The organism is Bradyrhizobium sp. 179 (assembly GCF_023073535.1).
GTDB lineage: Bacteria > Pseudomonadota > Alphaproteobacteria > Rhizobiales > Xanthobacteraceae > Bradyrhizobium.
This window is the reverse complement of record NZ_JADPJR010000149.1, coordinates 133576-159493: the sequence shown is the minus strand read 5'-3', so window position 1 is coordinate 159493 and position 25918 is coordinate 133576. Positions and strand designations below refer to the sequence as shown.

Annotated in this window: 18 protein-coding genes and 2 pseudogenes; 11 read left to right on the top strand and 9 right to left on the bottom strand. The window is 64.9% G+C overall.

The features are described 5' to 3' along the window. The first annotated feature begins 12 nt into the window (after nt 1–12). From IVB12_RS34840 to recN, 7 genes are all read left to right on the top strand, one after another. Nucleotides 13–999 (top strand): D-alanine--D-alanine ligase, encoded by a 987-nt coding sequence (locus tag IVB12_RS34840; protein ID WP_247306734.1) that lies wholly within the window; start codon nt 13–15, stop codon nt 997–999. A gap of 345 nt (nt 1000–1344) precedes the next feature. Then, on the top strand, nt 1345–2373 hold the full coding sequence (locus IVB12_RS34835) for a cell division protein FtsQ/DivIB (RefSeq protein ID WP_247306732.1): 1029 nt from the start codon (nt 1345–1347) through the stop codon (nt 2371–2373). Beyond that, entirely contained in the window at nt 2370–3689 is a 1320-nt protein-coding gene (ftsA, locus tag IVB12_RS34830) for a cell division protein FtsA (protein ID WP_247306730.1), read from the top strand. The genes IVB12_RS34835 and ftsA overlap by 4 nt, the downstream gene beginning before the upstream one ends. A gap of 90 nt (nt 3690–3779) precedes the next feature. Then, on the top strand, nt 3780–5570 hold the full coding sequence (gene ftsZ, locus IVB12_RS34825; RefSeq protein WP_247306727.1) for a cell division protein FtsZ: 1791 nt from the start codon (nt 3780–3782) through the stop codon (nt 5568–5570). 364 nt (nt 5571–5934) lie between these two features. Continuing rightward, nucleotides 5935–6897 (top strand): UDP-3-O-acyl-N-acetylglucosamine deacetylase, encoded by a 963-nt coding sequence (gene lpxC, locus IVB12_RS34820; RefSeq protein WP_247306725.1) that lies wholly within the window; start codon nt 5935–5937, stop codon nt 6895–6897. A gap of 241 nt (nt 6898–7138) precedes the next feature. Beyond that, entirely contained in the window at nt 7139–8029 is an 891-nt protein-coding gene (locus tag IVB12_RS34815; RefSeq protein WP_247306721.1) for an outer membrane protein assembly factor BamD, read from the top strand. A 13-nt stretch (nt 8030–8042) separates the two neighbouring features. Then, complete coding sequence (gene recN / locus IVB12_RS34810; protein WP_247306719.1) at nt 8043–9716, top strand: DNA repair protein RecN; 1674 nt, start codon at nt 8043–8045, stop codon at nt 9714–9716. An 89-nt stretch (nt 9717–9805) separates the two neighbouring features. Here recN and IVB12_RS34805 read toward each other — a convergent pair. Further along, nucleotides 9806–10091: pseudogene (locus IVB12_RS34805) on the bottom strand (GIY-YIG nuclease family protein). 111 nt (nt 10092–10202) lie between these two features. Between IVB12_RS34805 and ligA the strand changes: the two are divergent. Continuing rightward, the gene (gene ligA, locus IVB12_RS34800) at nt 10203–12353 is read left to right on the top strand and encodes an NAD-dependent DNA ligase LigA (protein WP_247306716.1); all 2151 of its coding nucleotides are present in this window, start codon (nt 10203–10205) and stop codon (nt 12351–12353) included. 36 nt (nt 12354–12389) lie between these two features. Here ligA and IVB12_RS34795 read toward each other — a convergent pair whose 3' ends face one another. Continuing rightward, a complete protein-coding gene (locus tag IVB12_RS34795) occupies nt 12390–13664 on the bottom strand; it encodes a multidrug effflux MFS transporter (protein ID WP_247306714.1) in 1275 nt (424 codons plus the stop codon). Nucleotides 13665–13966: 302 nt separating this feature from the next. Continuing rightward, on the bottom strand, nt 13967–15796 hold the full coding sequence (locus IVB12_RS34790) for an aminopeptidase P family protein (RefSeq protein WP_247306713.1): 1830 nt from the start codon (nt 15794–15796) through the stop codon (nt 13967–13969). Nucleotides 15797–15983: 187 nt separating this feature from the next. Between IVB12_RS34790 and IVB12_RS34785 the strand changes: the two genes are divergently transcribed. Then, nucleotides 15984–16163 carry a hypothetical protein gene (locus tag IVB12_RS34785; RefSeq protein WP_247306711.1) on the top strand — a complete coding sequence of 60 codons (180 nt, stop codon included), beginning with the start codon at nt 15984–15986 and terminating at the stop codon, nt 16161–16163. A gap of 66 nt (nt 16164–16229) precedes the next feature. On the opposite strand, the gene IVB12_RS34780 is transcribed toward IVB12_RS34785, so the two are convergent. Next, on the bottom strand, nt 16230–17117 hold the full coding sequence (locus tag IVB12_RS34780) for a 50S ribosomal protein L11 methyltransferase (RefSeq protein ID WP_247306710.1): 888 nt from the start codon (nt 17115–17117) through the stop codon (nt 16230–16232). A gap of 155 nt (nt 17118–17272) precedes the next feature. Between IVB12_RS34780 and IVB12_RS34775 the strand changes: the two genes are divergently transcribed. Continuing rightward, the gene (locus IVB12_RS34775) at nt 17273–17437 is read left to right on the top strand and encodes a Flp family type IVb pilin (RefSeq protein ID WP_247278481.1); all 165 of its coding nucleotides are present in this window, start codon (nt 17273–17275) and stop codon (nt 17435–17437) included. A gap of 291 nt (nt 17438–17728) precedes the next feature. On the opposite strand, the gene IVB12_RS34770 is transcribed toward IVB12_RS34775, so the two are convergent. Then, nucleotides 17729–19339, bottom strand: coding sequence for an NAD(P)/FAD-dependent oxidoreductase (locus IVB12_RS34770; RefSeq protein ID WP_247306708.1), 1611 nt, complete (start codon nt 19337–19339; stop codon nt 17729–17731). 267 nt (nt 19340–19606) lie between these two features. Between IVB12_RS34770 and IVB12_RS34765 the strand changes: the two genes are divergently transcribed. Further along, complete coding sequence (locus IVB12_RS34765) at nt 19607–21886, top strand: fused MFS/spermidine synthase (RefSeq protein WP_247306706.1); 2280 nt, start codon at nt 19607–19609, stop codon at nt 21884–21886. Nucleotides 21887–22020: 134 nt separating this feature from the next. Here IVB12_RS34765 and IVB12_RS34760 read toward each other — a convergent pair. The 4 genes and pseudogenes from IVB12_RS34760 to IVB12_RS34745 all read right to left on the bottom strand — a co-directional run bounded on the left by IVB12_RS34760 (nt 22021) and on the right by IVB12_RS34745 (nt 25839). Next, nucleotides 22021–23004 (bottom strand): annotated as a pseudogene (locus IVB12_RS34760) (glycerophosphodiester phosphodiesterase). A 32-nt stretch (nt 23005–23036) separates the two neighbouring features. Further along, nucleotides 23037–23819 carry a L,D-transpeptidase gene (locus tag IVB12_RS34755; protein ID WP_247306704.1) on the bottom strand — a complete coding sequence of 261 codons (783 nt, stop codon included), beginning with the start codon at nt 23817–23819 and terminating at the stop codon, nt 23037–23039. Between the two features lie 338 nt (nt 23820–24157). Beyond that, entirely contained in the window at nt 24158–24919 is a 762-nt protein-coding gene (locus IVB12_RS34750) for an ABC transporter permease (RefSeq protein WP_247278486.1), read from the bottom strand. Beyond that, the gene (locus tag IVB12_RS34745) at nt 24916–25839 is read right to left on the bottom strand and encodes an ABC transporter ATP-binding protein (protein WP_247306702.1); all 924 of its coding nucleotides are present in this window, start codon (nt 25837–25839) and stop codon (nt 24916–24918) included. Before IVB12_RS34745 ends, IVB12_RS34750 begins: the two co-directional genes overlap by 4 nt. Between the last annotated feature and the right edge of the window lie 79 nt (nt 25840–25918).

Genomic DNA, 25918 nt, shown 5'->3' with positions numbered 1-25918 from the left:
CGACGAGACACCATGCGCATCACCATCCTCTTCGGCGGCTCCAACCGCGAACGTCTGGTTTCGGTCGCCTCGGCCCAGGCGCTGCACCAGGCGCTGCCCGAGGCCGATCTCTGGTGGTGGGACGTCGAGGACAAGGTGCATGTCGTGCAGTCGAAGCAACTGCTCGAACATGCCCGTCCGTTCGAGGACGAGTTCAAGCCCGGTACGCGCGGCATTCCGCTGGCGCAGGCGCTCGACCAGGCCAAGGCGGAAGGCCGGGTGCTGGTGCTCGGCCTGCATGGCGGGCGTGCCGAGAACGGCGAATTGCAGCTGATGTGCGAGGCGCGCGGCGTGGCCTTCACCGGATCGGGTTCGGCCTCCTCGCATCTCGCTTTCGACAAGATCGCCGCCAAGCGGTTTGCCGCGCTCGGCGGCGTGACGCCGCCGGCCAACGTTGCGCTCGACAACATCGACGAGGCTTTCGCCGAATACGGCCGGCTGATCGCAAAGCCGGCGCGCGACGGATCGAGCTACGGCCTGATCTTCGTCAATGCCAAGCAGGATCTCGTCGCCGTCCGCAACGCGGCGAAGCACGAAGAGTACGTGATCGAGCCCTACGTCGCCGGCGTCGAGGCGACCTGCGGCGTGCTGGAGCGCACCGATGGCTCGATCATCGCGCTGCCGCCGATCGAGATCATTCCGGGCGAGGGCAATTTCGACTACGCCGCGAAATATCTTTTGAAGTCGACCCAGGAGATCTGCCCGGGCCGTTTTGCACCCGAGATCACCGCCGCGCTAAGGGAGCAGGCGATGCTGGCGCATCGGGCGATGTCCTGTGATGGCTATTCCCGCTCGGACTTCATCGTCTCGGACAAGGGCCTCGTCTACCTCGAAACCAACACGCTCCCCGGGCTGACCAACTCTTCGCTCTACCCCAAGGCGTTGAAGGCCGAGGGCATCGCGTTCGTCGACTTCCTGCGCGGCCTGATCGAGCTCGCCGACCGGCGGGCCCGGAAATAATTAGGACTGGTTAACGGCCGAACCGCCGAAACGACCCGATTTGGGGCCGAAAGCCGGCAAAATGCCGGACATCGCGGCATAAATGCCTCACATCGCGAGGCAAAAAGCATCCCGCGTTAACGAATTTTACCTTTTGTTTACCAGGACGTCCGAAGGTTAACGCTGGCGGCGCATATGGCGCTTTGGCTGCCGGCGCGTGAGCTGTTGCGGGTGATGTCACCTCCAGCGAACGCTTTGAAGGGGAGAGGTTTTCTTCTGAAGACCAGCCCCCCGGCCCGGCAGGCCCGAGACGTCATGTTCGCCAGGATCCGCGCGATGTCGCGGGCAAACTGTTGAGCTCGTGCAATGGATGGTGCAGGAAGCCTCACCCGGTCGCTTCTGAGATCGCTGAGGCCCCAAGCTGACCTGAAGGCGGCCGCTGTCGGAGCGGTCGTGCTTCTGCGCGAGTGGGTGCAGGACAAGCACGCCGAGGCGCGCGCCGCCGCCAAGGACAAGATCAAGACCAAGGCGAGGGTGAAGGCCGTCGTCGAGCGTGAGCCGCCGCCGCGCGTGGTCGCGCTCGTCGAGCGCTATCTGCCGCGCCGGGTCGGGATCAGCATGACCGTGCTGCTCCTGATCGGAAGCTGCGGCTTCGGCATCGTCAAGGGCGGCCATCTCCAGGATTTCATCACCGCGGTGAACGATGCCCGCAACGCGCTGGCCAATTCCGCCGGTTTCCGCATCACCTCCGTCGTGATCAACGGCCGCAAGCAGCTGACCCAGGACGAGATCCTCGCGATTGGCGGCGTCAGTGGTCGCTCCTCGCTGCTGTTCCTCGACGCCGAGGCGGTGCGCGACAAGCTCAAGGCCAATCCCTGGATTGCGGACGCAACCGTGCTGAAGCTCTATCCGGGCCAGCTCATGATCGAGCTCACCGAACGTAAGCCGTTCGCACTGTGGCAGGAGGCCGGCCGGCTCTCCGTAATCGCCGATGACGGTGCGGTGCTCGAACCCTATGTCTCCCGCCGCTTCCTGTCGCTGCCGCTCGTGGTCGGCAAGGGCGCCGAGGCGCAGGCTCGCGATTTCCTCGCCCTGCTGGCGCGTTATCCGCAGGTCAATTCGGTGACGAAAGCCGCGATCTATGTCGGCGAGCGGCGCTGGAATCTGAGGCTCAAGGACGGTCTCGACATCCGCCTGCCCGAGCAGGACGTCGGCAACGCGCTCGCGATGCTGTCCAAGCTCGACAAGGAGGACAGGCTGTTCTCCCGCGACATCGTCGCGGTCGACATGCGCCTGCCCGATCGTCTGGTGGTGCAGCTGTCCGACGACGCCGCCAAGGCGCGCGAGGAGCAGTTCAAGGACAAGAAGAAAAAGAAGGCCGGGGATTCCGCATGACCGGTCTCGATCGCACCCAGACGCCGAAGACACGCCCGATGCCGCACAAACGCGGCGGCATCGTCGCCTGCCTCGATATCGGCACCAGCAAGATCGCCTGCATGATCGCGCGGCTGAAGCCGTCGCCGAGCGAGGCGTTGCGCGGCCGCACCCATGCCGTGGAATTGATCGGCTACAGCCAGATCCAGTCGCGCGGCATGAAGGCCGGCGCGGTGATCGACCTTAACGAATGCGAGCAGGCGGTGCGCCAGGCCGTCGGGCTCGCCGAGACGATGGCCAAGGTGCGGGTCGAGTCTGTGCTGCTGTCGGTCTCCGGCGGCCGGCTCTCCGGCCAATTGGTCGAGGCTGCCGCCGACATCCGAGGCGGCGCCGTGACCCCGGCCGATGTCAGCCGCGTCACCTCGACCGGCATGCGCCATGCCACCGGCGAAGGTCGCACCGTGCTGCACGCGCTCCCGGTCGGCTACACCCTCGACGGCGTCAAGGGCATCCGCGATCCCCGTGGCATGGTCGCGCACCAGTTCGGCGTCGACATGAATGTCGTCACCTGCGACGCCACCGTGGCGCGGAACCTGATGCTGGCGGTGGAGCGCTGCCACATCAATGTCGAAGCCATGGCGGCAAGCCCCTATGTGGCCGGCCTGTCGGTGCTGACCGATGACGAGGCCGATTTCGGCGCTGCCGTGGTCGAGATGGGCGCGGGCACCACCACGATCGCGGTCTATTCCGGCGGCCGTTTCGTGCATGCGGCCGGTTTTGCGGTCGGCGGGCAACACATCACGATGGATCTCGCGCGCGGACTCTCCGCGACCATTGCCGATGCCGAGCGAATCAAGACGTTATACGGGACCGTTATCACCGGCGGATCGGACTCCCGTGAGCTGATGTCTGTGCCGACAGCCGGTGACGAGCAGGATCTGCCGCAGATCGTCTCCCGCGCCACGATCGCCAACATCGTCAAGCACCGGGCCGAGGAAGTCTTCGAAATGGTTCGGGACAAGCTGAAGGATTCGCCTTTCGCCTCAGAGCCCAACGGCCGCGTCGTGCTCTCCGGCGGCGCCTCGCAACTGACCGGCCTCGTCGAGCTCGGCACCCAAATTCTCGGCCGGCCCGTGCGGGTCGGACGTCCGCTCGGCTTCGGCCGGCTGCCCAACGAGGCGAAGAACGCTGCGTTCGCGGTGCCGGCCGGACTTCTCGTCTACCCGCAATATGTTCACCTCGAACATGTCGAACCGCGGCATACGCGGCAGCAGGTCAAGACAGGGACCGGCGGATACTTCGGAAAGGTCGGACGATGGCTACGCGAGGGCTTCTGATGACTGCTTTCCGCAATTGTCGATTTTCACCAACTCCCGCGGCCGCCGGCCGGGGCGAACCCACGCGCGCGTGATCGAGAGGCAGCAACCATGACCATCAGCATCAATGTTCCTGATATTCACGAACTGAAGCCCCGGATCACCGTGTTCGGCGTCGGCGGCGCCGGCGGCAATGCCGTCAACAACATGATCACGGCGGGCCTCCAGGGCGTCGACTTCGTGGTCGCCAACACCGACGCGCAGGCGCTGACGATGTCGAAAGCGCAGCGCATCGTGCAGATGGGCACGGCGGTCACCCAAGGCCTCGGCGCCGGCTCGCAGCCAAACGTCGGCGCCGCGGCGGCGGAAGAGGTGATCGACGAACTGCGCGACCATCTCTCGGGCGCCAACATGGTGTTCGTCACTGCCGGCATGGGCGGCGGCACCGGCACCGGCGCTGCACCCGTGATCGCCAAGACCGCGCGCGACATGGGCATTCTCACCGTCGGCGTCGTGACCAAGCCGTTCCACTTCGAGGGCGGCCGCCGCATGCGCACCGCCGAGGCGGGCATTAACGAGCTGCACAAGGTCGTGGACACGCTCCTGATCATCCCGAACCAGAACCTGTTCCGGGTCGCCAACGAGAAGACCACCTTCGCCGACGCCTTCGCGATGGCCGATCAGGTGCTCTATTCCGGCGTTGCCTGCATCACCGACCTGATGGTCAAGGAAGGCCTGATCAATCTCGACTTCGCCGACGTCCGCGCCGTCATGCGCGAGATGGGCAAGGCGATGATGGGCACCGGCGAGGCGTCGGGCGACAAGCGCGCGCTGACCGCCGCAGAAGCTGCGATCGCCAATCCGCTGATCGACGATAGCTCGATGAAGGGCGCCAAGGGCCTCCTCATCTCCATCACCGGCGGCAAGGATCTCACTCTGTTCGAGGTCGACGAGGCCGCGACCCGCATCCGCGAGGAGGTCGACCAGGACGCCAACATCATCGTCGGCGCGACCTTCGACGAAGCGCTCGATGGTCTGATCCGCGTCTCGGTCGTTGCCACCGGCATCGAGCAGGCCGCGATCGCCCGCAACAGCCAGGCGACCTCCGCTCCTGTCGCGAACCCGGCTCCGCAGGCACAGCAGGCCGCCGCTGCTCCGGCCGTCGCTGCCGAGAGCCGTCTTGCCGACTTGACCGCGCGGCTCCGTGCCGACAATCAGCGTCTGGCCGAACGCGCCCAGAAGCTCGACGCGCAGGCCCCGGCGGCTGCTCCGGCCGGTGCCGCGCCCCGTCAGAACGTCGAGCGCGCTGCGCTCGCCGCCATCGCCGCCGCCGTCGCGGACGTCCCGCAGGCGCCCGCGCCGGTGCAGACCTACGGTGATGTCACCGTGCGCCCGATCGCGCAGAAGCCGACCCTGTTCCCGGAGCCGGAGCAGGCCCCGATCGCGATGCAGGAGCCGATGACGCCCGAAAACTTCATCCCGCCACAGGCCGAGCGCCCGCCGGTTCGTGCGCCGCGGATGCCGCGCCTTGAGGAACTGCCGATGCCGGCTCAGGCCGAGATTCGCCAGGCCCGCGGCGAGGTCGAGGAAGAGACCCCCCAGAAGACCCGTCTGTCGCTGCTCCAGCGTCTCGCCAATGTCGGCCTCGGCCGTCGCGACGAGGAGAGCGAGGCGCCGATCGCCGCCCGCACCGCTGGTCCCGCGATGCCACCGCTGCCCGAGCGCCGACCGCAGAAGACCGTCGCGCAGCAGATCGCGGCGAGCGAGCCGGTATCTGAGTATGCCCGCCGTCCGGCGCCGCAGGGCTTGGACATGCACGGTCGTCCCGCGCCTGTTGCGCCGGCGCCACAGGGAGACGACCATCTTGATATCCCGGCCTTCCTGCGGCGGCAGGCGACCTGAGGATTGTTACACTAAGCGAGACGAAAAAAGGTCCCGGCAACACGCTTGCCGGGACCTTTTCTTTTGTCCCGTCCATGCCCGGATTGCGCGGCTAAGCAACTGATTTCAAATCATTAATTACGCAGTTGGTGGTTCAGTGAAACTGCCGATGACGGCCCCCGGACCTCGCTGCAATTTGGTTAAGCCTTGGCGCGAATACGGCGGGTTTGGGGTAACAATCGGTAAAAAAGCGTGAGTTGGCGCTGTTTGGGGCAGTGACTATGGTTTGCCCGTGACTTGGGGATACGGATTCGCGGGACGTCGGCACTGGCCGGCCGGGCGGGTCTCGTATAAGTCGCGGTGGTCGTAGTGGGGCGGGTTCCTGATGAAATTTAGCCGGCAAACAACGCTTCGTGCGCAAGCCTCGGTGGCAGGCGTGGGCGTTCATTCCGGTCTTCCCGTCACTCTCACGCTTGGGCCTGCGCCTGTCGACGCGGGCTTTGTTTTTGTCCGCACCGGGCTCGAGGGAAGTGACCGCGAAGTTCAAGCGACCGCCGAGCAGGTGATCGCGACCGACTTCGCTACCGTCCTCGGTGATCGCGACGGCCCGCTGGTCTCCACCGCCGAGCATGTGCTTGCTGCACTGCGCGGCATGGGCGTCGACAATGCCATGATCGAGATCGACGGGCCCGAAGTGCCGATCATGGACGGCAGCGCCGCCGCCTTCATTGCCGCGATCGACCAGGCCAGCATCGTCACCCAATCGGCCCAGCGCCGCTTCATTCAGGTTTTGAAGCCGATCTCGGTCAAGATCGGCGACTCCTTCGGCGAGATCAGGCCCCACGCCAACGGGTTCCGCGCCGAGGTCGAGATCGACTTCACCAACCCCGTCATCGGCCAGCAGAACTACGCCTTCGACCTCAGCCCCGAACGTTTCCGCCGCGAAGTCGGCCGGGCCCGGACTTTCGGGCTGATGGGCGATGTCGCGCGGCTCTGGAGCGCGGGTTATGCCCTCGGCGCCTCCTTCGACAATACCGTCGTGTTCGACGACGAGCGGCTGCTCAATACTGAGGGCCTGCGCTATGCCGACGAATGTGCCCGCCACAAGGTGCTGGATGTGATTGGCGACCTCGCGCTGGCGGGGCTGCCGCTGCTTGGCGCCTACCGCTCGGTGCGTGGCGGCCACAAGCTCAACCATGCCGTCCTGACCGCGCTGCTGGCCGACCGTACCGCCTGGCGGGTGGTCGAAGGCGAAGCGGCCCGCCGCACCACGCGTCCGCAGGGCGAAGTTGGTCGCGGTATCGTCGGCGGCCGGATCGCCGCGGCCTACGGGCCGGACGTGTCCTGACAGACCTGTTGTTGCAGCCACGGCTTGGGACCGACCCCGGGAAATTCCTGGTAACCATGATCGACTAGCATTGCGGCACGTTCGCCTTAATCCGGGCGAAATGCCTGCCTATCCGGTTGGTAACGATCGTTTTTCGGATAGATCGGCGTGGTCGTATGGCAGGCACCACGGTCACATTTCGCGCCCATGACGGGGTCATGGGCTGGCGGGCACCGCATCACAGGGCGTCAAGGCAAAACTCATGTCGGCACAGCGTATGACGCGCGGATATCTCCCGGTCTCGTCTCGAGCCAACGGCCTGCTTCACGCCGTCACCTTCATCCTGCTCGCGCTGCCGCTGGCCGGCTGCGGCACCGGCGCACTCTGGGACAAGTTCACCGCCAAGGACGACACCTTCGTCGAGGAGCCCGCCGACAAGATCTACAATGAGGGCCTGTACCTCATGAACGAGAAGAAGGACATGAAGGCGGCGACCAAGAAGTTCGAAGAGGTCGACCGCCAGCATCCTTATTCCGAGTGGGCCCGCAAATCGCTGCTGATGTCGGCCTACGCGTCCTACCAGGGCGGCGACTATGACGGCTGCATCGGCGCCGCCACCCGCTATGTCACGCTGCATCCCGGCAGCCCGGACGCGGCCTATGCACAATACCTGATCGCCGCCTCGCATTACGACCAGATCCCGGACATCAGCCGCGACCAGGCCCGCACCGAGAAGGCCATTGCCGCGCTCGAAGAGGTGGTGCGCAAATATCCGAACTCGGAATACGCCACCTCGGCCAAGGCCAAGATCGAGGGCGCGCGCGACCAGCTCGCCGGCAAGGAAATGAATGTCGGCCGCTATTACGCGCAGAAGCGCGACTACACGGCCGCGATCAACCGCTACAAGACCGTCGTCACACAGTACCAGACCACCCGCCACGTCGAGGAGGCGTTGTTCCGGCTCACCGAGGCCTATATGGCGATCGGCATCGTCGGCGAGGCGCAGACCGCGGCGGCCGTGCTCGGGCACAATTTTCCTGATAGCCGCTGGTACAAGGACGCCTATAATCTTGTAAAATCCGGCGGTCTCGAACCGAGCGAGAATCAGGGGTCTTGGATCAGCCGGACCTTCAAGAAGATGGGTCTCGGCTAGGAAATTTGGTTCCATGCTGGCGCGTCTGTCGATCCGTGACATCGTCCTGATCGAACGGCTCGATATCGAATTCGCCACCGGCCTTGCGGTTTTGACCGGCGAGACCGGTGCGGGCAAATCAATCCTGCTCGATGCCTTTGCGCTGGCGCTCGGCGGCCGCGGCGACGCCGGCCTCGTGCGCCATGGTGCGGAGCAGGGGCAGGTCACCGCCGTGTTCGATGTCCCCAAAAATCACCCCGCGACGAAGATCCTGGCCGAAAACGGCTTGGATGACACCGGCGAGATGATTCTCCGCCGCGTGCAGCTCGCCGATGGCCGCACCCGCGCCTTCATCAACGACCAGTCGATCAGCGTGCAGACATTGAAGGCGGTGGGCGCCGCCCTGGTCGAGATCCACGGCCAGCACGATGAGCGTGCGCTGGTCGATGCCGCGACCCATCGTCGCCTGCTCGACGCTTTCGCCGGCCTCGAAAAGGACGTCGCCGCGGTCGAGATGCTATGGGACGCGCGCCGCACCGCCAACACCGAGCTTGAGGAGCACCGCGCCGGCATGGAGCGCGCCGCCCGCGAGGCAGATTATCTGCGCCATGCCTCCGACGAGCTGAAGCAGCTCGCGCCCAAGGACGGCGAAGAGACCTCGCTGGCTTCGCGCCGCACCATCATGATGCAGGGCGAGAAGATCGCCTCCGATTTGCGCGAGGCGCAGGAGGCGGTCGGCGGCAATCATTCGCCGGTCGCGGCGCTGTCCGCCGCGGTGCGACGGCTGGAGCGCCGCGGCGTCAACTCGCCGGCGCTGGTCGAGCCCGCGGTGAAAGCGATCGACGCCGCGATCAACGCGCTGGAGGAAGCCGACCAGCACCTTCACGCCGCCTTGGCGGCAACCGATTTCGATCCCGCCGAGCTCGAGCGCATCGAGGAGCGGCTCTTTGCTTTGCGTGCGGCGTCGCGCAAATATTCGACGCCGGTCGACGGGCTCGCCGCGCTTGCCGCCAAATATGCCGCCGACGTCGCGCTGATCGATGCCGGTGCCTCGCGGCTGAAGAAGCTGGAGCAGGCCGCGATCGAGGCCGATGCGCGCTATGCGGCCGCCGCCAAGAAATTGTCACTGGCGCGGCAGAAATCGGCGGAGAAGCTCAACAAGGCCGTCAATGCCGAGCTCGCGCCGCTCAAGCTCGAACGCGCAAAATTCATGACTCAGGTCGAGACCGACGAGGCCGCGCCGGGACCGCAGGGTTTCGACCGCGTCGAGTTCTGGGTGCAGACCAATCCGGGTACCAAGCCGGGTCCGCTGATGAAGGTCGCCTCCGGCGGCGAGCTCTCGCGCTTCCTCCTGGCGCTCAAGGTCGTGCTGTCAGACCGCGGCTCGGCGCCGACCCTGGTGTTCGACGAAATCGACACCGGCGTTGGCGGTGCGGTCGCCGACGCCATCGGCGGCCGTCTGGCGCGGCTTGCCGGGAAGGTCCAGGTGATGGCCGTGACCCATGCCCCACAGGTCGCCGCCCGCGCCGACCAGCACCTCTTGATATCGAAGGACGCGCTTGACAGGGGCAAGCGCGTCGCCACCCGCGTCAACGCACTGGCCGCCGATCACCGCCGCGAGGAGATCGCGCGGATGCTGGCGGGTGCGGAAATCACGGCCGAAGCCAGGGCGGCCGCGGAACGGCTGCTCAAGTCGGCGACGGCTTAGTTATCCGTCATTCCGGGGCGGCTCGAAGAGCCGAACCCGGAATCTCGAGATTCCGGGTCTGGTCCTGCGGACCATCCCGGAATGACGCCTCATTTGCAGATCGACTCGTAGAGATCATTCCAGTTTGGATTCTCCTTCGATCAGCTGAGTTTTCCAGACCCGCTTCCACTTCTTGAGTTCTTTCTCGCGTGAAATTGCAGCTATTGGATCATCATAAGTCTCAAACCAGACCAGCCGTGTGATGTTGTACTTGGTCGTGAAGCCCGGCACGGCCTTGACTCGATGCTCATAGACGCGACGCACAAGGTCATTGGTGATGCCGACGTAGATTGCCCCATCCCGTCGGCTTGCTAGAATATAGACGTAATAAGCCACGAGCCCCTCCCACTGTCATTCCGGGCGCACGACGTGCGAACCCGGAATCTCGAGGTTCCGGGTCTGGTCCTTCGGACCATCCCGGAACGACGAGCTAGAACCTTAAGCACCATGGCAAGAGCAGCAAGATCCAAACCGCCGCTTCGCGACGTCGCCGAGCTCACCCAGGCGCAGGCCAAGGTCGAGCATATGCGGCTCGCGCTTGAACTCGGAGAGCACGACAGGCGCTATTATCAAGAGGACGCGCCCACCGTCAGCGACGCCGAATATGACGCGCTGCGCCAGCGCCTCAACGCCATCGAAAAGCGCTTTCCGGAGTTCGTCAGCGCGGAATCGCCGTCACAGAAGATCGGCGCGGCGCCGTCGGGCCGCTTCAGGAAGGTCCGGCACGCCGTCCCGATGTTGTCGCTCGACAACGCCTTTGCCGAAGAGGACGTGCGCGACTTCGTCGGCCGCATCGTGCGCTTTCTGAAGCTCGACGACGATCAGGTCAATTTCTCCGCCGAGCCGAAGATCGACGGCCTCTCGATGTCACTACGTTATGAGGGCGGCGAGCTCGTCACCGCCGCAACCCGCGGCGACGGTGCGGTGGGCGAGGACGTCACCGCCAACATCCGCACGCTCGAAGACGTGCCGCAGAAGCTGAAGGGCCGCAACGTCCCCGATATCTGTGAGGTGCGCGGCGAGGTCTATATGACCAAAAAGGCGTTCCTGGCGCTCAACGAGCGGCAGAAGGCGGAGGGCGGCACCATCTTCGCCAATCCGCGCAACTCGGCCGCAGGCTCCTTGCGGCAGAAGGATCCCACCATCACCGCCTCGCGTCCGCTCGGTTTCTTCGCTTATGCGTGGGGCCAGATGAGCGCGATGCCCGAGGGCACGCAGAGCGGCATGATCGCCTGGTTCGAGCGTTGCGGCTTCAAGACCAATCCGCTGACCAAGCTGTGTCATTCCGTCGAGGAGCTGCTGGCGTTCCATCACTCGATCGAGGAGCAGCGCGCAAAACTCGACTACGACATCGACGGCGTGGTCTATAAGGTCGACCGTATCGATTGGCAGGAACGGCTCGGCTTCGTCTCGCGCACGCCGCGCTGGGGCATCGCGCACAAATTTCCAGCCGAACGTGCCATGACCGTGCTGCGCGACATCGAGATCCAGGTCGGCCGCACCGGCTCGTTTACGCCGGTCGGCAAGCTCGAACCGGTCGGTGTCGGGGGCGTGATCGTGCAGAACGTCTCGCTGCACAATGAGGATTACATCAAGGGCATCGGGAACAAGGGCGAGGTGCTGCGCGAGGGCCGCGACATCCGTCTCGGCGATACGGTCGTGATTCAACGCGCCGGCGACGTCATCCCGCAGGTGGTCGACGTCGTCCTCGACAAGCGGCCGAAAACCGCCAAGGAATTCCACTTCCCGAAGAAGTGCCCGTGTCCGCTGCACACCGACGTGGTGCGTGAGGAGACAGCGACCGGCGAGGAGGGCTCGCGCGCCCGCTGCACCGGCGAGTTCGCTTGCCCCTATCAGAAGATCGAGCATCTCAAGCTGTTCGTCTCCCGCCGCGCCTTCGACATTGACGGTCTCGGCGAGAAGCAGCTCCAGTATTTCTTCGACCAGGGATGGGTGAAGGAGCCTGCCGACATCTTCACGCTGGAGAAGCGCAACTCAAAGCTCAAGCTTGAAGAGATCGAGGGTTACGGCGCGACGTCGGTGCGAAATCTGTTCGGCGCCATCGAGAGCCGCCGGAAGATCGCGCTGGAGCGCTTCGTCTATGCGCTCGGCATGCGCCATGTCGGTGAGACCACGGCGCTGGCCCTCGCACGCGGCTACGGCTCGTGGGACGCCTTTCACGAGGCCTGTCTCAAGGTCGCCAAGGGCGACGAGGAGGCGATGGCGGACATGGACGCGCTCGACCAGATCGGCGACACCGTGATCAAGAGCATCGCCGACTATTTCGGCGAGAGCCACAATCGCGGCATCGTCGAGCGGCTGACCAAGGAGGTCGAGATCGTCGACGCCGAGAAGCCAAAGAGCAATTCGGCCGTCGCCGGCAAGACCGTGGTGTTCACCGGATCGCTGGAAAAGATGACGCGTGACGAGGCCAAGGCAACCGCGGAGCGGTTGGGTGCAAAGGTGTCGGGATCGGTGTCGAAGAAGACCGATCTCGTGGTCGCCGGTCCGGGCGCAGGCTCGAAGCTCGCCGAAGCCAATAAGCACGGTGTCAAGGTACTGACCGAGGACGAGTGGCTGAAGCTGATCGGGGAGTGAGGTTTTCTTCGTCGTTGCGAGCCGACGAGCCGTCCCTCACATCATCCCGCTCTCTTCCTCTTCCGCTTGCCCGATCAGGGTCTCGCTCACCACCATCTCCCGGCGGGGCACGACGAACATCATCATGCAGGCGCAGAGCAGCGAGATCGCGAGGACCGCGGAGGTCAGCGGCAGCGTGGTGGCGGAGTGACCGCCAAGATAGGCGCCGAATTGCGACATCAGTGCGCCGATACCCTGTTGGAGGAAGCCCATCGCGCCCGAGGCGGTGCCGGCGGCTTCGGGACGGATGCTGATGGCGCCGGCGGCCGAATTCGCCATCACGAAGGCATTGCCGACCATCACGATCATCTGGGTGCCGAACAGCCAGCCGGGCGCTTCGTTCCAGCCGGCGAAGCTCCATATCAGGTTCAGCAGGCTGCCGCAGAGCTGGAGGGCAAGCCCGAACCAGATCAGCTTCCCCAGCGAGTGCCGCGGCGCAAAGCGCACGCAAAGGAGATTGCCGATGAGATACGCGAAACCCGTGGTCGCAAACCATCCGCCGTATTCGGCGCTGCTGCGGCCCATCTGCGTCACCACGATATAGGGGCCGCCGCCGGCGAAGGTGAAGATGATCTGCGAGGCCAGCACCTGGCACATCACATAGCCTACGAAGGCGCGGTTGCGGAACAGGATGCCGACGTCGCCGCGAAAGCCGCTGCCGGCGGCACGGTTGCGGCGCGTCTCGGGCAGTGCGACCGCGATGCCGACGGCGACGATGGTCGCGGCGATCGTGATGGCGTAGAAGATCGCGCGCCAGCCGAACGCGGTCTCGATTAAGCCGCCGGTGAGCGGGGAAACCATCTGTCCGATCATCAGAGCCGCGACCACGAGACTGATCATCGAGGCGACGCGGTCGCGCTCATAGATGTCGCGGATGATGGCGCGGCTGATCACCATGCCGGAGGCGCCGCCGAGCGCCTGGAAGAAACGGGCGGCGATCAGCTGCGGCAGGTCTTGCGCGAAGATGCAGGCGATGCTGGCCGCGATCATCAGCGCCAGCCCGCCGAGCAGCACCGGACGCCGGCCGAACCTGTCCGACAGCGGCCCCATGATGAGCTGCGACAGCGCGATGCCGACCATGTAGAGCGACACTGTCATCTGCGCGATCGAGATGTCGCTGCCGAAATTGGTCGCCAGCACCGGCAGTGCCGGAACGAGCATGTAGAGCGAGATCGGCGCGATCCCGGTCATGACCACCAAGAGCAGCAGCACCAAGCGCGACGTCGCGAGGTTGGTCGCCGCTCCCGGCGGCTTGCTGATCATGCCATGCATGCGTATCCGTCTCTTCAAAATGCGAGTCGGACTGTAGCTTGCTCGGGCAAGGCGGATATCGGCGTTTCGGAATGCGGCTATACGGATTCCGGGATGGTTATGGTGAGGGTGATCGCGATCGACTGGGCGCGTTGCCCGTGCGCCACTCTAGTTGTCATTCCCCGCGAAGGCGGGGAATCCAGTATTCCAGAGGCAGTCGTGCTATGCGGAGAAGCCGCGGCGTACTGGATGCCCCGCCTTCGCGGGGCATGACAGCTCGGTGGGGCGAGGAGAGTTGCGTAGCGCGTGCGGCGCCATGCGCATTACGCCATCAACTCCGCCGTCGCCTGATCGAGCCAGGCCTTGCTCGCCTCGTCCAGGGCCGGCCGCACCTCGGCCCGGACGCGGCCGTGGTAGGCATTGAGCCAGTCGAGTTCGTCTTTGGCCAGCATCGCCACATCGATCAGCCGGCGGTCGATCGGCGCCAGCGTCAGCGTCTCGAATGCATTCATCGGCTTCTCGGCACCCTTGATGTCGGCGGCGACCACCAGTTCGAGGTTCTCGATGCGGATGCCGAAACCGCCGGTCTTGTAGTAGCCCGGCTCGTTGGACAGGATCATGCCGCGCTTCAGCGGCGTGGTGCCGAGCTTCGAGATCCGCGCCGGCCCCTCGTGCACCGAGAGATAGCTGCCGACGCCGTGGCCGGTGCCATGCTCGAAATCGACGCCGGCGGCCCAGAGATATTGCCGCGCGAGCGTATCGAGCTGCGCGCCCGTGGTGCCGTCGGGAAAGACCGCGCGCGCAATCGCGATATGGCCGCGCAGGACGCGGGTGAAGCGGTCGCGCATCTCCGCCGTCGGTTCGCCCACGGCCATCGTGCGGGTGACGTCGGTGGTGCCGTCTTCATACTGCGCGCCGGAATCGATCAGCAGCAGGTCGCCGGGGGTGATCCGGCGGTTGCTCTTGCGGGTGACGCGGTAGTGCACGATGGCGCCGTTCGGGCCAGTGCCCGAGATGGTCGGGAACGAGACGTCCTTCAGCGCACCGGTGTCGCGGCGGAATGTCTCCAGCGCCTCGACCGCGTCGATCTCGGTGAGCTTGCCGCTCGGTGCCTCGCGATCGATCCACGCGAGGAAGCGCGCCAGCGCCACGGCGTCGCGCACATGTGCCGTCTTCGTGCCCTTGATCTCGGTTGCGTTCTTCACCGCCTTGAGCAGCGCGATCGGGTCGCTGCCGCGCACCGGCTTGCCGCCGGCGCCTGCAATCAGCCGGCTGAGCGCGTCGGCTGCGGTGGCATTGTCGAGCGCGATTGCGGCGCCGCTCTTGGCCAGCGCCATCAGCGTCGGCGCCATCGCATCGGGCTCACGGACGTCGGCGGACTGTTCGAGATGGTCGCGCGTGCTGTTGGAGAGCTTGCGCTGGTCGATGAAGATCGTCGGCCGTCCGTCCTTCGGCACCAGCGCGTAGGACAGCGGCAGCGGCGTATGCGCAACGTCGGCACCACGGATGTTGAAGGTCCAGGCCACGGCATGGCTGTCCGACACCACCAGCGCGTCGACGCCGAGCTTGTCGATCTCGCTTCTGATCTGGGTCAGCTTGTCGGCTTCAGTGAGGCCGGCATGTTGCATTCCGTGCACGGTCACCGGCGTGAGGGGAGGCTGCGGTCGGTCCTGCCAGATCGCGTCAACGGGATTGCTGTCGACCGCAACCAGCTCGGCGCCGGCCTTGGCGCAGGCAGCGGACAGGCGCTCGGCTGCTGAAGAAGTGTGCAGCCATGGATCAAATCCGAGGCGCTCGCCGGGCTTCAGGTGCGCCGACACCCAGCTCTCCGGCGGCGGATCGATCAGCGATTCCACCGCCCAAGCCCTGGCGTCGACCTGCTTGGCGGCCTGGAGCGTATAGCGGCCGTCGACGAAAATCGCGGCCTCCTGGGTCAGCACCACCGCCAATCCAGCCGATCCAGTGAAGCCGGTCAGCCAGGCGAGCCGCTCTTCCGACGGCGGCACATATTCATTCTGCTGCTGGTCGGCGCGTGGGATGACGAACCCTGTCAGCTTGCGGCGGGCGAGTTCTTCGCGGAGCGCAGCGAGGCGCGCCGCCAATGCGACGCCGGCCTCGGGCTCCTCGAATGTTTGGAAGTGCGCTTCGAACATGGTGGATCACTTTAGGATGATGGGGATCAGTCCGCAATCTAGACGCATTTGCGTCGCATCTGGCATGGACTGTGCTTGAAATGGTTCCATTCGAATTGAGTGGAGTAAAGGGTGCGGCAGTTGCGCTTCGTCCGGATAACAGGGAAATTCGAGCAGGTGGTTCATCTCAACGGCGAGGGGACACACGATGCCATCATTCACGTTTGAGAAGATTTCGCCGCCGGTGCGCCGCGCGCCGGCTGCGGCGACACCGAAGAAGCCGCGCGGCCTCATCAGCCAGATGATCGATCGTTTCGCCGAACGCCGCGCGAGGCGGGCGTTGCAGGACGAGCGCGCGACGCGCCAGGACGAGAAGCCGGGGGAGTAGTGGGCGTTCGCGAATGAGGTTGGTGGACACGCTGCGTTTGGCCCAACCTAGGGCAGCTTCGACCAGTCACCCCATCTTCCGCAGCAATAGACTGCTCCATCCCTCGATCCGCAGGTGCCGCAGCGGCACGAGGCCGCGCGCGCGGTAGGCGGCGATCACGGCGGTGGCCTGATGCGTCAACAGGCCGGAAAGGATGACGCAGGCGCCGGCTGCGAGATGCCGCGCCATCGGACCCGCCAATTGCCGCAATGGATTGGCAAGGATGTTGGCCAGCACCAGGTCGAACGGACCCCATTTGCCGAACTCCGCCGCGGCGAAGCCGGTGGCGCGGATCACCCGCACATGGTTGCCAACTTCATTTAGCGCCGCGTTCTCGGCCGCCACCCGCACCGCGGGCGGATCGATGTCGGAGGCAAGCACGGCGCGGTGCAACGCCTTCGCGGCTGCGATCGCCAGCACGCCGGTCCCGGTACCGAGGTCGAGCAAGTTGCGCGGCCGGGAACTCTTCAGGACATGGTCAAGCAGCAGTAAACAGCCGCGGGTCGTGCCGTGGTGGCCGGTGCCGAAGGCGAGCGCCGCCTCGATCTCGATGGCGAGCTTGTTCGCCGCCACGCGGTCGCGGTCATGGCTGCCGTGCACGATGAAACGGCCGGCCGGGACGGGGACGAGGTCTTCCAGGCTCGCTTTGACCCAGTCCTTGGCTTCGACGAGATCGAAGGCGAGCGTCTGTGCGATCTCATTTCCTGCTGAAGTTGCAACGAGTTCGCGCAGCCATGCTTGGTCCGGCGCGGCGGCAAAATGCAGGGTGACGTCCCATTGGCCGTCGGGCCGCTCGAAAGCAGCGACCGCCGCATCCGCCTCGAAAAACACCTCGGTGAGCAGGTCGACGACGCGCCTGGCGGCGGCCTCGCTGCCGATCGAGAAGCTGGCGCGATGGGTAGGGGAGGGCTGCATCCTAAGGTTCCGTCGGGTTCAATTTTTGCAGTTTTTAGTCCCAATTTTCAGCACAAGTTGCAGCTCTCAGATTAACCGGGCCGTAGGTCGTATGCCGTAAATTTCCGGATGTTTGGCGGCGCCAACACAGCTTGAAATGGAAACGGAGGCAAATCTTGAAGCGCATGGTTCAGAAGTTCTGGTCGGACGAGTCCGGTGCAACTGCGATCGAATACGGCTTGATCGCAGCCGGTATTGCCCTCGCGATCATCACCGTGGTGAACAGCCTGGGCACCAGCCTGAACGAGAAGTTCGGTTCGATTAGCACCTCTTTGAAGTAATTTCCGCTTCCCATTTCCCGGCGGGGGCTACTTTTCTTCATAGGCTGTTTTTGACCCAGCGCCCGCGAGGGGGATTGCCCCCTGGCGGGCGAGGTCGTTTTGCGACATGTGCTATCGAGCGGTCTCCACAGGTTATCCGCACCTTATACGACGCCTATCCACGAACTTTTTCCCGCAATGGCCCCTTAGTTCTCCACTGTCTTTCCCCAGGCCTGTCCCGCCCGCCCGTCCCCAGGCATCCTCTTCCTGAACCACAGACCTCGACAGGCGATCCACAGCTCGTCCACAGACCTATCCACGGCTTCCGAACAGCGAGCGGTGATCCCTCAAGATCACCTGTGCGGCGTTGTGGCCGGGAGCGCCGGTGACACCGCCGCCAGGATGGGCGCCGGAGCCGCAATGGTAGAGGCCTTTCAGCGGGCCGCGATAGTCGGCATGGCCCAGCATCGGCCGCGCCGAGAACAGCTGGTTCAGCGTCAGCGCGCCGTGGAAGATGTCTCCACCCAACAGGCCGAATTGCCGCTCAAGATCGAGCGGCGAGAGGATCTGGCGGCCGAGCACGCTCGCCGCAAAGCCCGGGGCATATTTGTCCACCGTCGCGATCATGAGATCGGCGACCTCGTCACGATGGTCGTCCCAGGACTTTCCAGCAGGAAGCTCCGGCGCGACATGCTGGCAGAATAAGCTCGCGACATGTTTGCCTTCGGGCGCCAGCGTGTCGTCCAGCGTCGAGGGGATCAGCATCTCGACGACAGGTTCACGGCTCCAGCCCTGCGCGCGCGCATCGTGATACGCGCGGTCCATGTAGCCGAGGCTCGGTGCCAGGATGATGCCCGAGGTGAGATGATCGCCCTGACCGGGGAGCGCCGTGAACGAGGGCAGGCGGTCCAGCGCCACGTTCATGCGGAAGGTGCCGGAGCCGTTCTTCCAGTGCCGGATGCGGGCCAGGAAGTCTTGGGGCAGGGCGTCGGCCGCAACCAGCCGCGTATAGAGCAGTTTGGGGTTGACGTTGGCTGCGACATATTTGGCGCGGATGGCGGCGCCGTTCTCCAGCACCACGCCGACCGCGCGGTCGCGCTCGACGATGATCTCGCGCACGCCCGCGTCGGTATCGATCGCGACGCCCCGATCGCGCGCAGTGCGCGCCATCGCCTGCGTGATCGCGCCCATGCCGCCGATGGCGTGGCCCCAGACGCCCTTCTTGCCGTTCACCTCGCCGAAGGCGTGATGCAGCATCACATAGGCCGAACCCGCCGCGTAGGGACTGGCATAATTGCCGACGATAGCATCGAAGCCGAACAGCGCCTTGACAAGATCATGCTCGAAACGCTCGTCCAGCATCTCGCCGGCGGAGCGGGTGAAGAGGTCGAGCAGGCTGCGGCTCTGCTCCAGCGTCAGCCCGCGCAGAATGTTGGCCGTCTTTAACGCATTCACGGCCTCGCGGATCGCGCTCGTGCCAAAGCCGTCAAGCAGGTTCGGCGGCGCGCGCAGCACGAACTGCCTGAGCACGTCGGCAATCTCTTCCAGCTCACGCGTGAAACCGTCGAGCGCATCGGCGTCATGCGCGTTCAGCCGCGCGACGGAATCCTTCGTCCGCCCCTCGCCGGTGAGGAGATAGCTGCCGTCGGGCGCGGGCAGAAAATTCTGCGCGCGCCGTTCGACGATGCGCAGGCCTTGTTCCGCAAGATTCAAGTCGCGGATCACCTGCGGATTGAGCAGGCTCACGGTGTAGGCGGCGACCGAATTTCGGAATCCGGGGTGAAATTCCTCTGTCACCGCCGCTCCGCCGATCACCTTGCGGCGCTCGACCACGCGCACGCGCAGACCTGCCGCCGCGAGGTAGGCTGCGCAGGTGAGGCCGTTATGGCCAGCGCCGATGATGATGACGTCGGTCTCTGTCATGAAGGGTTCAAGTCCAATCCGCCGTCATCCCGGGCGCGCGGAGCGCGGCCCGGAATCTCCAGGTTCCGGGTTCGATGCTTCGCATCGCCCCGGGACGACATCTGTATATCAAGCATTCCCCGCTGCAACATCGGGAGCGCCTTTATTGCCCGTTCAGGCGCCTTGTGCTCCATTGCGCCCATCCGGCGCCCGCCGGGGGCATCGTCCGACGCGTGCTCTCGCGCGAACGGGTGCCCACTTCGCTGGAAAACGCTTGCCGGAGCTTCCATGGATTCGATCGTGCAACCCGCCGCCACGGAGCAGTCGTCCTCATCGCGCAACCGGCTGTTGCTGACGGTCTACACCGCCGCGATCTTCGTCAGCGCGCTCTTGCTGTTCTCGGTGCAGCCGCTGTTCACCAAGATGGTGCTGCCGCGGCTCGGCGGCTCGCCGGCGGTGTGGTCGGTCGCGATGGTGTTCTTCCAGTCGCTGCTGCTGGCGGGTTACGCCTATGCGCATCTGTTGATGCAGGTCAAAAGCCGCATCGTTCCGGTCGCAGTGCATCTGGTGCTGCTGATCGCGGCCTTGGCGACCCTGCCGCTCGGCATCGCCTCCGCCTATGGCGAGCCGCCCGCTTCGGGCTATGCGGTCTGGCTGCTCGGCCTGTTCGTGGTCTCGATCGGCCTGCCGCTCTTCGCGCTCGCCGCCAACAATCCGCTGTTGCAAGCCTGGTTCGTCCGCACCGGCCATCCCGCCGGGCACGATCCCTATTTCCTCTATGCCTCCTCCAACATCGGCAGCTTCCTCGCGCTTTTGTCCTATCCGTTCCTGCTGGAGCCGATGTTCACGCTGCACACGCAGAACCGGTTGTGGACCGCCGGCTATGGCCTTCTGATCCTGCTGATCGCTGCCTGCGGCGTGCTGCTGTTGCGCTCGCCGCAGCTGACGGTGGTCGATGCGCGAGCGGAGGAGGGCAATGCGTCGGCGCCTTCTCTGGTGACGCGGCTGCGCTGGATCTTCCTGGCCGCGGTACCGTCGGGTCTGCTCATCGCGGTGACCGCGCACATCTCCACCGATGTCGCGGCGGCACCGCTTCTGTGGGTGCTGCCGCTGTCCCTGTATCTGCTCACCTGGGTCGTCGTGTTCCAGTCGCGTCCGCTGCTGCCGCACAAATGGATGCTGATGCTCCAGCCGGTGGCGATCGCAGGCGTGGTTGTCCTGCTGGCTTTCGGCGGGGAGCAGAATCTGCTGCTCACGCTCGGCGGTCATCAATTGTGCTTCTTCCTCATCGCCATGGCCTGCCACGGCGAACTGGCGCGGACGCGGCCGGCAGCCAAATATCTCACCGGCTTCTATGTCGCGCTGTCGTTCGGCGGCATGGTCGGCGGCCTGTTCGCAGGGCTCGTCGCGCCGTTCACCTTCTCGTGGGTCGCCGAATACCCGATCCTGATTGCGCTCGCCGCGCTGTGCCGGCCGCCGGCGAACGAGCGGCTGGCGGGCATCGTCAAATGGTACTGGCTGGCGCTCGCCGCGCTCGCGGTGGCGCTCGTCGCGCCGTCCACTACGACGGGCGACCTCTCGACCTGGTTCGAGGATCATCGCGTCTGGATCGCCGGCGCCGTCGGCGTGCTGGCAGCTCTTCTGGCGCTGACGCTCAATGCCGGCCGCTGGAAGATCTTTGCGACCGTCGCACTCGCGTTGGCGTTGATCCGGGTCTATCCCGCAGACGAGGGACGCGTCACGACCGTGCGCAGCTTCTTCGGCGTGCACAAGATCGTGGTGACGCCCGGCGGTTACTTCCACGTGCTGATGCACGGCACCACGATCCACGGCGCGGAGCGCTTCCGCAACAATGATGGCACGCCGGTCGTCGGCCGGCCCGAGCCGATCACCTACTATCACAAGGACGGCGGCATCGGTCAGGCCGTCAGCGCGATCCGCGAGCGCAAGGGCGCGCCACTGAAGGTTGCTGCGATCGGTGTCGGCTCCGGCACGCTTGCCTGTGCTGCTGAACCCGGCGAGAGTTGGAAGTTCTTCGAGATCGACCAATCCATGGTCGACGCAGCGCGCGACCCCAGGAATTTCCGCTACATCTCGAGCTGTCTGCCGGATCTGAAGCCTGTGATCGGCGATGCGCGGCTCACCTTCGCAAAGGAGCCCGACGGCGCCTACGACCTCATCATCGTCGATGCCTATTCGTCCGATGCGATCCCGATTCACCTTGCGACCAAGGAGGCGATGAAGATCTACAAGGACAAGCTCGCCCCGCATGGCGCCGTGGTGATGCACGTCTCCAACCGGCATCTCGATCTCGAGACCGTCGTGGTCGGCATTGCCGATGCCAACGATCTCACGAGCTGGGTCTTCAACGAGGATTCCGGGCGCGATTCCGATTACATCTTCTCGACCGACGTCGTCATCTCCGCGCGGGAGGAGGCGGACATCGGCAGGCTGGCTTCCTCGAAGTCATGGGAGCAGACCGAAGCTGACGACAGGATGCGGGTCTGGACCGACGACTATTCCAATATTCTGGGTGCACTGTATCGGCGCTTGCGGGACGGGGAGTAGGGCGGCCGAAGGTATGGCGCGCAGATCCACAAGAGGTCGTCATGCCCGGGCTTGTCCCGGGCATCCGCGTTCTTCGGACGACGACGGAACGCGTGAATGGCCGGGACAAGCCCGGGCATGAAGACAGATAAACCTTACGGCGCCACCGGCGTCCCCGCCGGCAACGCAATTCCTTTCTCGCCGGCGATCTGCCGCAACAAGTCCGGCCTGTCGGAGATGATGCCATCGACGCCGAGCTCGATCATCCGCGCCATGTCGTCGGGCTTGTTGACCGTCCACACCACGACGCGCAATCCAAGTCCCCGGGCCTCCGAGATGAGCGCCCCGGTCACATCGCCCAAATAAGGCGACCAGACCGCGCCACCCGCGGCCTTGATCGTCCGCGGCAGCGAGCCGCCGTGATCCGCAGGACTGAAGCCCGCCGTCCAGTTGGTGGCTTTGTCGAGCGCCACCGTCTGGCCTGACCCGCGCTGGAGCGTGAGGTACACGGTTGGTATTTTCGGTGCTTGCTGCTGCACGAGCTGTAACGTTCTCCAGTCGAACGACTGGATCATGACACGCTCGGAAAACTGTTCGGCCTCGATCAGACTGAGCAGCCTGGTGACGAAACCCTGCGGGTCGAGCGTTTCGTCCGGATGGTTCGGATCGATCTTGGTTTCGATGTTGAAGCGCACGCGCATGTTGCCGGACTTGCGCACCAGCGCGAACAGCTCGCTCAAGGTGGGAATGCGTGTCCCCGGTATGGCCCGCTGATCGGGAAATTGCTTCGCGTACGCACTGTCCGGCCGGATCCGGCCGACGTCGTAGGTCCTGACCTCGTCAAGCCGGAGTTTCACGAACGGGATGCCGGGCGGAGTGATCTAGGCCCCGTCGGGGCCGCGCGTGAGATCCGGATTGAGCCCGCGCTCATGCGAGACGACGACTTCGCCGTCGGCAGTCACGCCGACATCGAGTTCGAGCGTGTCTACGCCCATCGACAGCGCGTTGGCGAAGGCCGGCAGGGTGTTTTCCGGCAGCAGCGCCCGCCCGCCGCGATGCGCCTCGAGGTCGAATCCCATGGCCGGTCCCGCTAGCAAAGCCCAGAGCACAGGCAGAATGGTCGTGGCACGTGACGGCATGGTGCCTCGGTCGGGGAGGGAACGCGATAGCGTCAGTTCTGATAGTAATAGCCGCGCGGCTGATAAACCTGCCGGGGCTGCTGCTGATAATAGTAGCCCTGCTGGCCATAGCCCTGGTCGTAGGTTGGCTGCGGCAGTTGCTGATAAGCCTGCGTGCCATAGGGGCGCGTGATCGGGCGCGGTGCCGGGTAGCGCGCGCCGGTATCGCTGCCGTCGGCGGGATAGATGTAATTGTCGTCCTGCGGCATGTAGCGGCGCGAGGCTTGCGCCGGCGGTGTGAGATTTACGGGATCGCCGGCCGCGCTGTATTGCTCTTCGGGTGGCTGCTGCGGAGCGCGCGCGACCGCGGTGGGATTGCGGCCGCGCGGATTGCGCGCCAGTGCCACCTGTGCCGAGCCGGTCAACGTCACCGTGGTGTTGAGCACGCCCTGTTGCTGCACCAAGGCGTAGAGCGTCGAGGCATTCTGACGCGACAGCCGCACGCAGCCATGCGAAGCCGGCGAGCCGAGCCGGCCGACCGAGTCGGTGCCGTGGATGGCGTGCCCCACCTTGGTGAAGAAGATCGCGTGCGGCATCGGCGCGTCGTCGAATTCCTTGGAATAGTGATCCTCTTCCATGCGGAAGGCGCGGAACGCGCCGTTCGGCGTCTCGCGCGAGGGGATGCCGGTCGACACCGGCCAGTGATAGCGCGCGACGCCGTCGACGGCGACGGTCATCTGCTGATTGTCCTTGTCGATGGTGATCTCGACCTTGGCGTGCGCGGCGCCCGCGCTCAAAAGCATCAGGGATGTGAAAGCAATCAAAAATGTACGCATCTGACTTCCGGCCTCCGGCCTGTTCACGCTAGGCGCCGCGGCTCTCCGTCCCCGGCGTGCATTATGCCTGTCATTCGGCGTTGGTTCCAGTGGCCTGCCTGCCCATCGTTAACGTCATGCCTGATGTAAGCAAGGCCACTTTGTGCCGCACGGGGCCGGCAGCGCTGACATTTTCGCGAGCCGGACGTGCATTCACAACGCCGGCAAAGGGGCGATTGGTAACTCACCTCGTCATTCCGGAGCGCCACGCAGTGGCGAACCCGGTATCTATTCATCGACCAACTCTGCTGCACGATGGATTCCGGCTCGTGCTTCGCACGCCCGGAATGACGGCAGGCTCAATTCTTCAGCCGATACCCCGTGCGGAAAATCCACCAGATCACGATCAGGCAGGCCACCAGGAATGCCAGCGTCATGCCGACGCTGACGGACACGCTGACATCCGCGATCTCGTAGAAGCTCCAGCGGAAGCCCGAGATCAGATAGACGACCGGGTTGAGCAGCGCCACCGTGCGCCAGCCGGCCGGCAGCATGTCGATGGAGTAGAAGCTGCCGCCGAGGAAGGTCAGCGGCGTCACCACCAGCATCGGGATCATCTGCAGCTTCTCGAAGCCGTCGGCCCAGATGCCGATGATGAAACCGAACAGGCTGAACGTCACCGCCGTCAGCACCAGGAAGGCCAGCATCCAGACCGGATGGTGAATATGCAATGGAACGAACAGCCCGGCGGTGGCGAGGATGATCAGGCCGAGGATAATCGACTTGGTCGCGGCGGCGCCGACATAGCCGAGCACGATCTCGAAATAGGAGATTGGCGCCGACAGGATTTCATAGATCGTTCCGGTAAATTTCGGGAAGTAGATGCCGAATGAGGCATTCGCGATGCTCTGCGTCAGCACCGAGAGCATGATCAGGCCCGGCACGATGAAGGTGCCATAGCTGACGCCCTCGACCTGACTGATGCGCGAGCCGATCGCGGCGCCGAACACCACGAAATAGAGCGAGGTCGAGACCACCGGCGAGACGATGCTTTGCAGCAGCGTGCGCCAGGTGCGCGCCATTTCGAACAGGTAGATGGCGCGGATGGCGCGGTGATTCATGACGTCCTCACGAGATCGACGAAGATGTCCTCGAGCGACGATTGCGTCGTGTCGAGATCGTTGAAGCGGATGCCCGCGGTGCGGAGGTCGCTGAGCAGGCTGGTGATGCCGGTGCGATCACCCTTGGTGTCGTAGTCGTAGACCAGCGTCGCGCCGGAATCGCACAGGTCGAGCTTATAATGGCTGAGGCTCTGCGGCAGCGCGTCGAGCTTGCCCTGCAAATGCAGCGTCAGCCGCTTCTTGCCGAGCTTCTGCATCAAGGTCGTTTTGTCCTCGACCAGCACGATCTCGCCCTTGTTGATGACGCCGATGCGGTCGGCCATCTCCTCGGCTTCCTCGATGTAGTGCGTGGTGAGGATGATGGTGACGCCGGACTGCTGAAGGCCGCGCACGACCTCCCACATGCCCTTGCGCAGCTCGACGTCGACGCCGGCGGTGGGCTCGTCCAGGAACAGGATCTGCGGCTCGTGCGACAGTGCTTTGGCGATCATCACGCGGCGCTTCATGCCGCCGGAGAGCGTGATGATCTTGTTGTCCTTCTTGTCCCATAGCGAGAGATCCTTGAGGACCTTCTCGATGTGACCAGGATTCTTCGGCTTGCCGAACAGGCCGCGGGAGAAGCTCACGGTCGCCCACACGCTCTCGAACGCGTCGGTGTGCAATTCCTGCGGCACGAGGCCGATCAGCGAGCGCGCCTTGCGGTAGGAGGTCTGGATGTTCTCGCCGCCGACGAGAACGTTGCCCTCGCTCGGGTTGGCGATGCCGCAAATGATCGAGATTAGCGTGGTCTTGCCGGCGCCGTTGGGGCCGAGCAGCGCAAAGATCTCGCCGCGCTTGATGTCGAGATTGACGTTCTTGAGCGCCTTGAAGCCGGACCCATAGGTTTTCGACAGATTGGCGACGGAAATGATAGGGGACATGATGGCCGCAAGGCTGAGGGCAAAGGCTGGGGAGGGAGGCTGGAACCCGTCCCGGGAGGGCGGGCCAGCGGAGCCATGA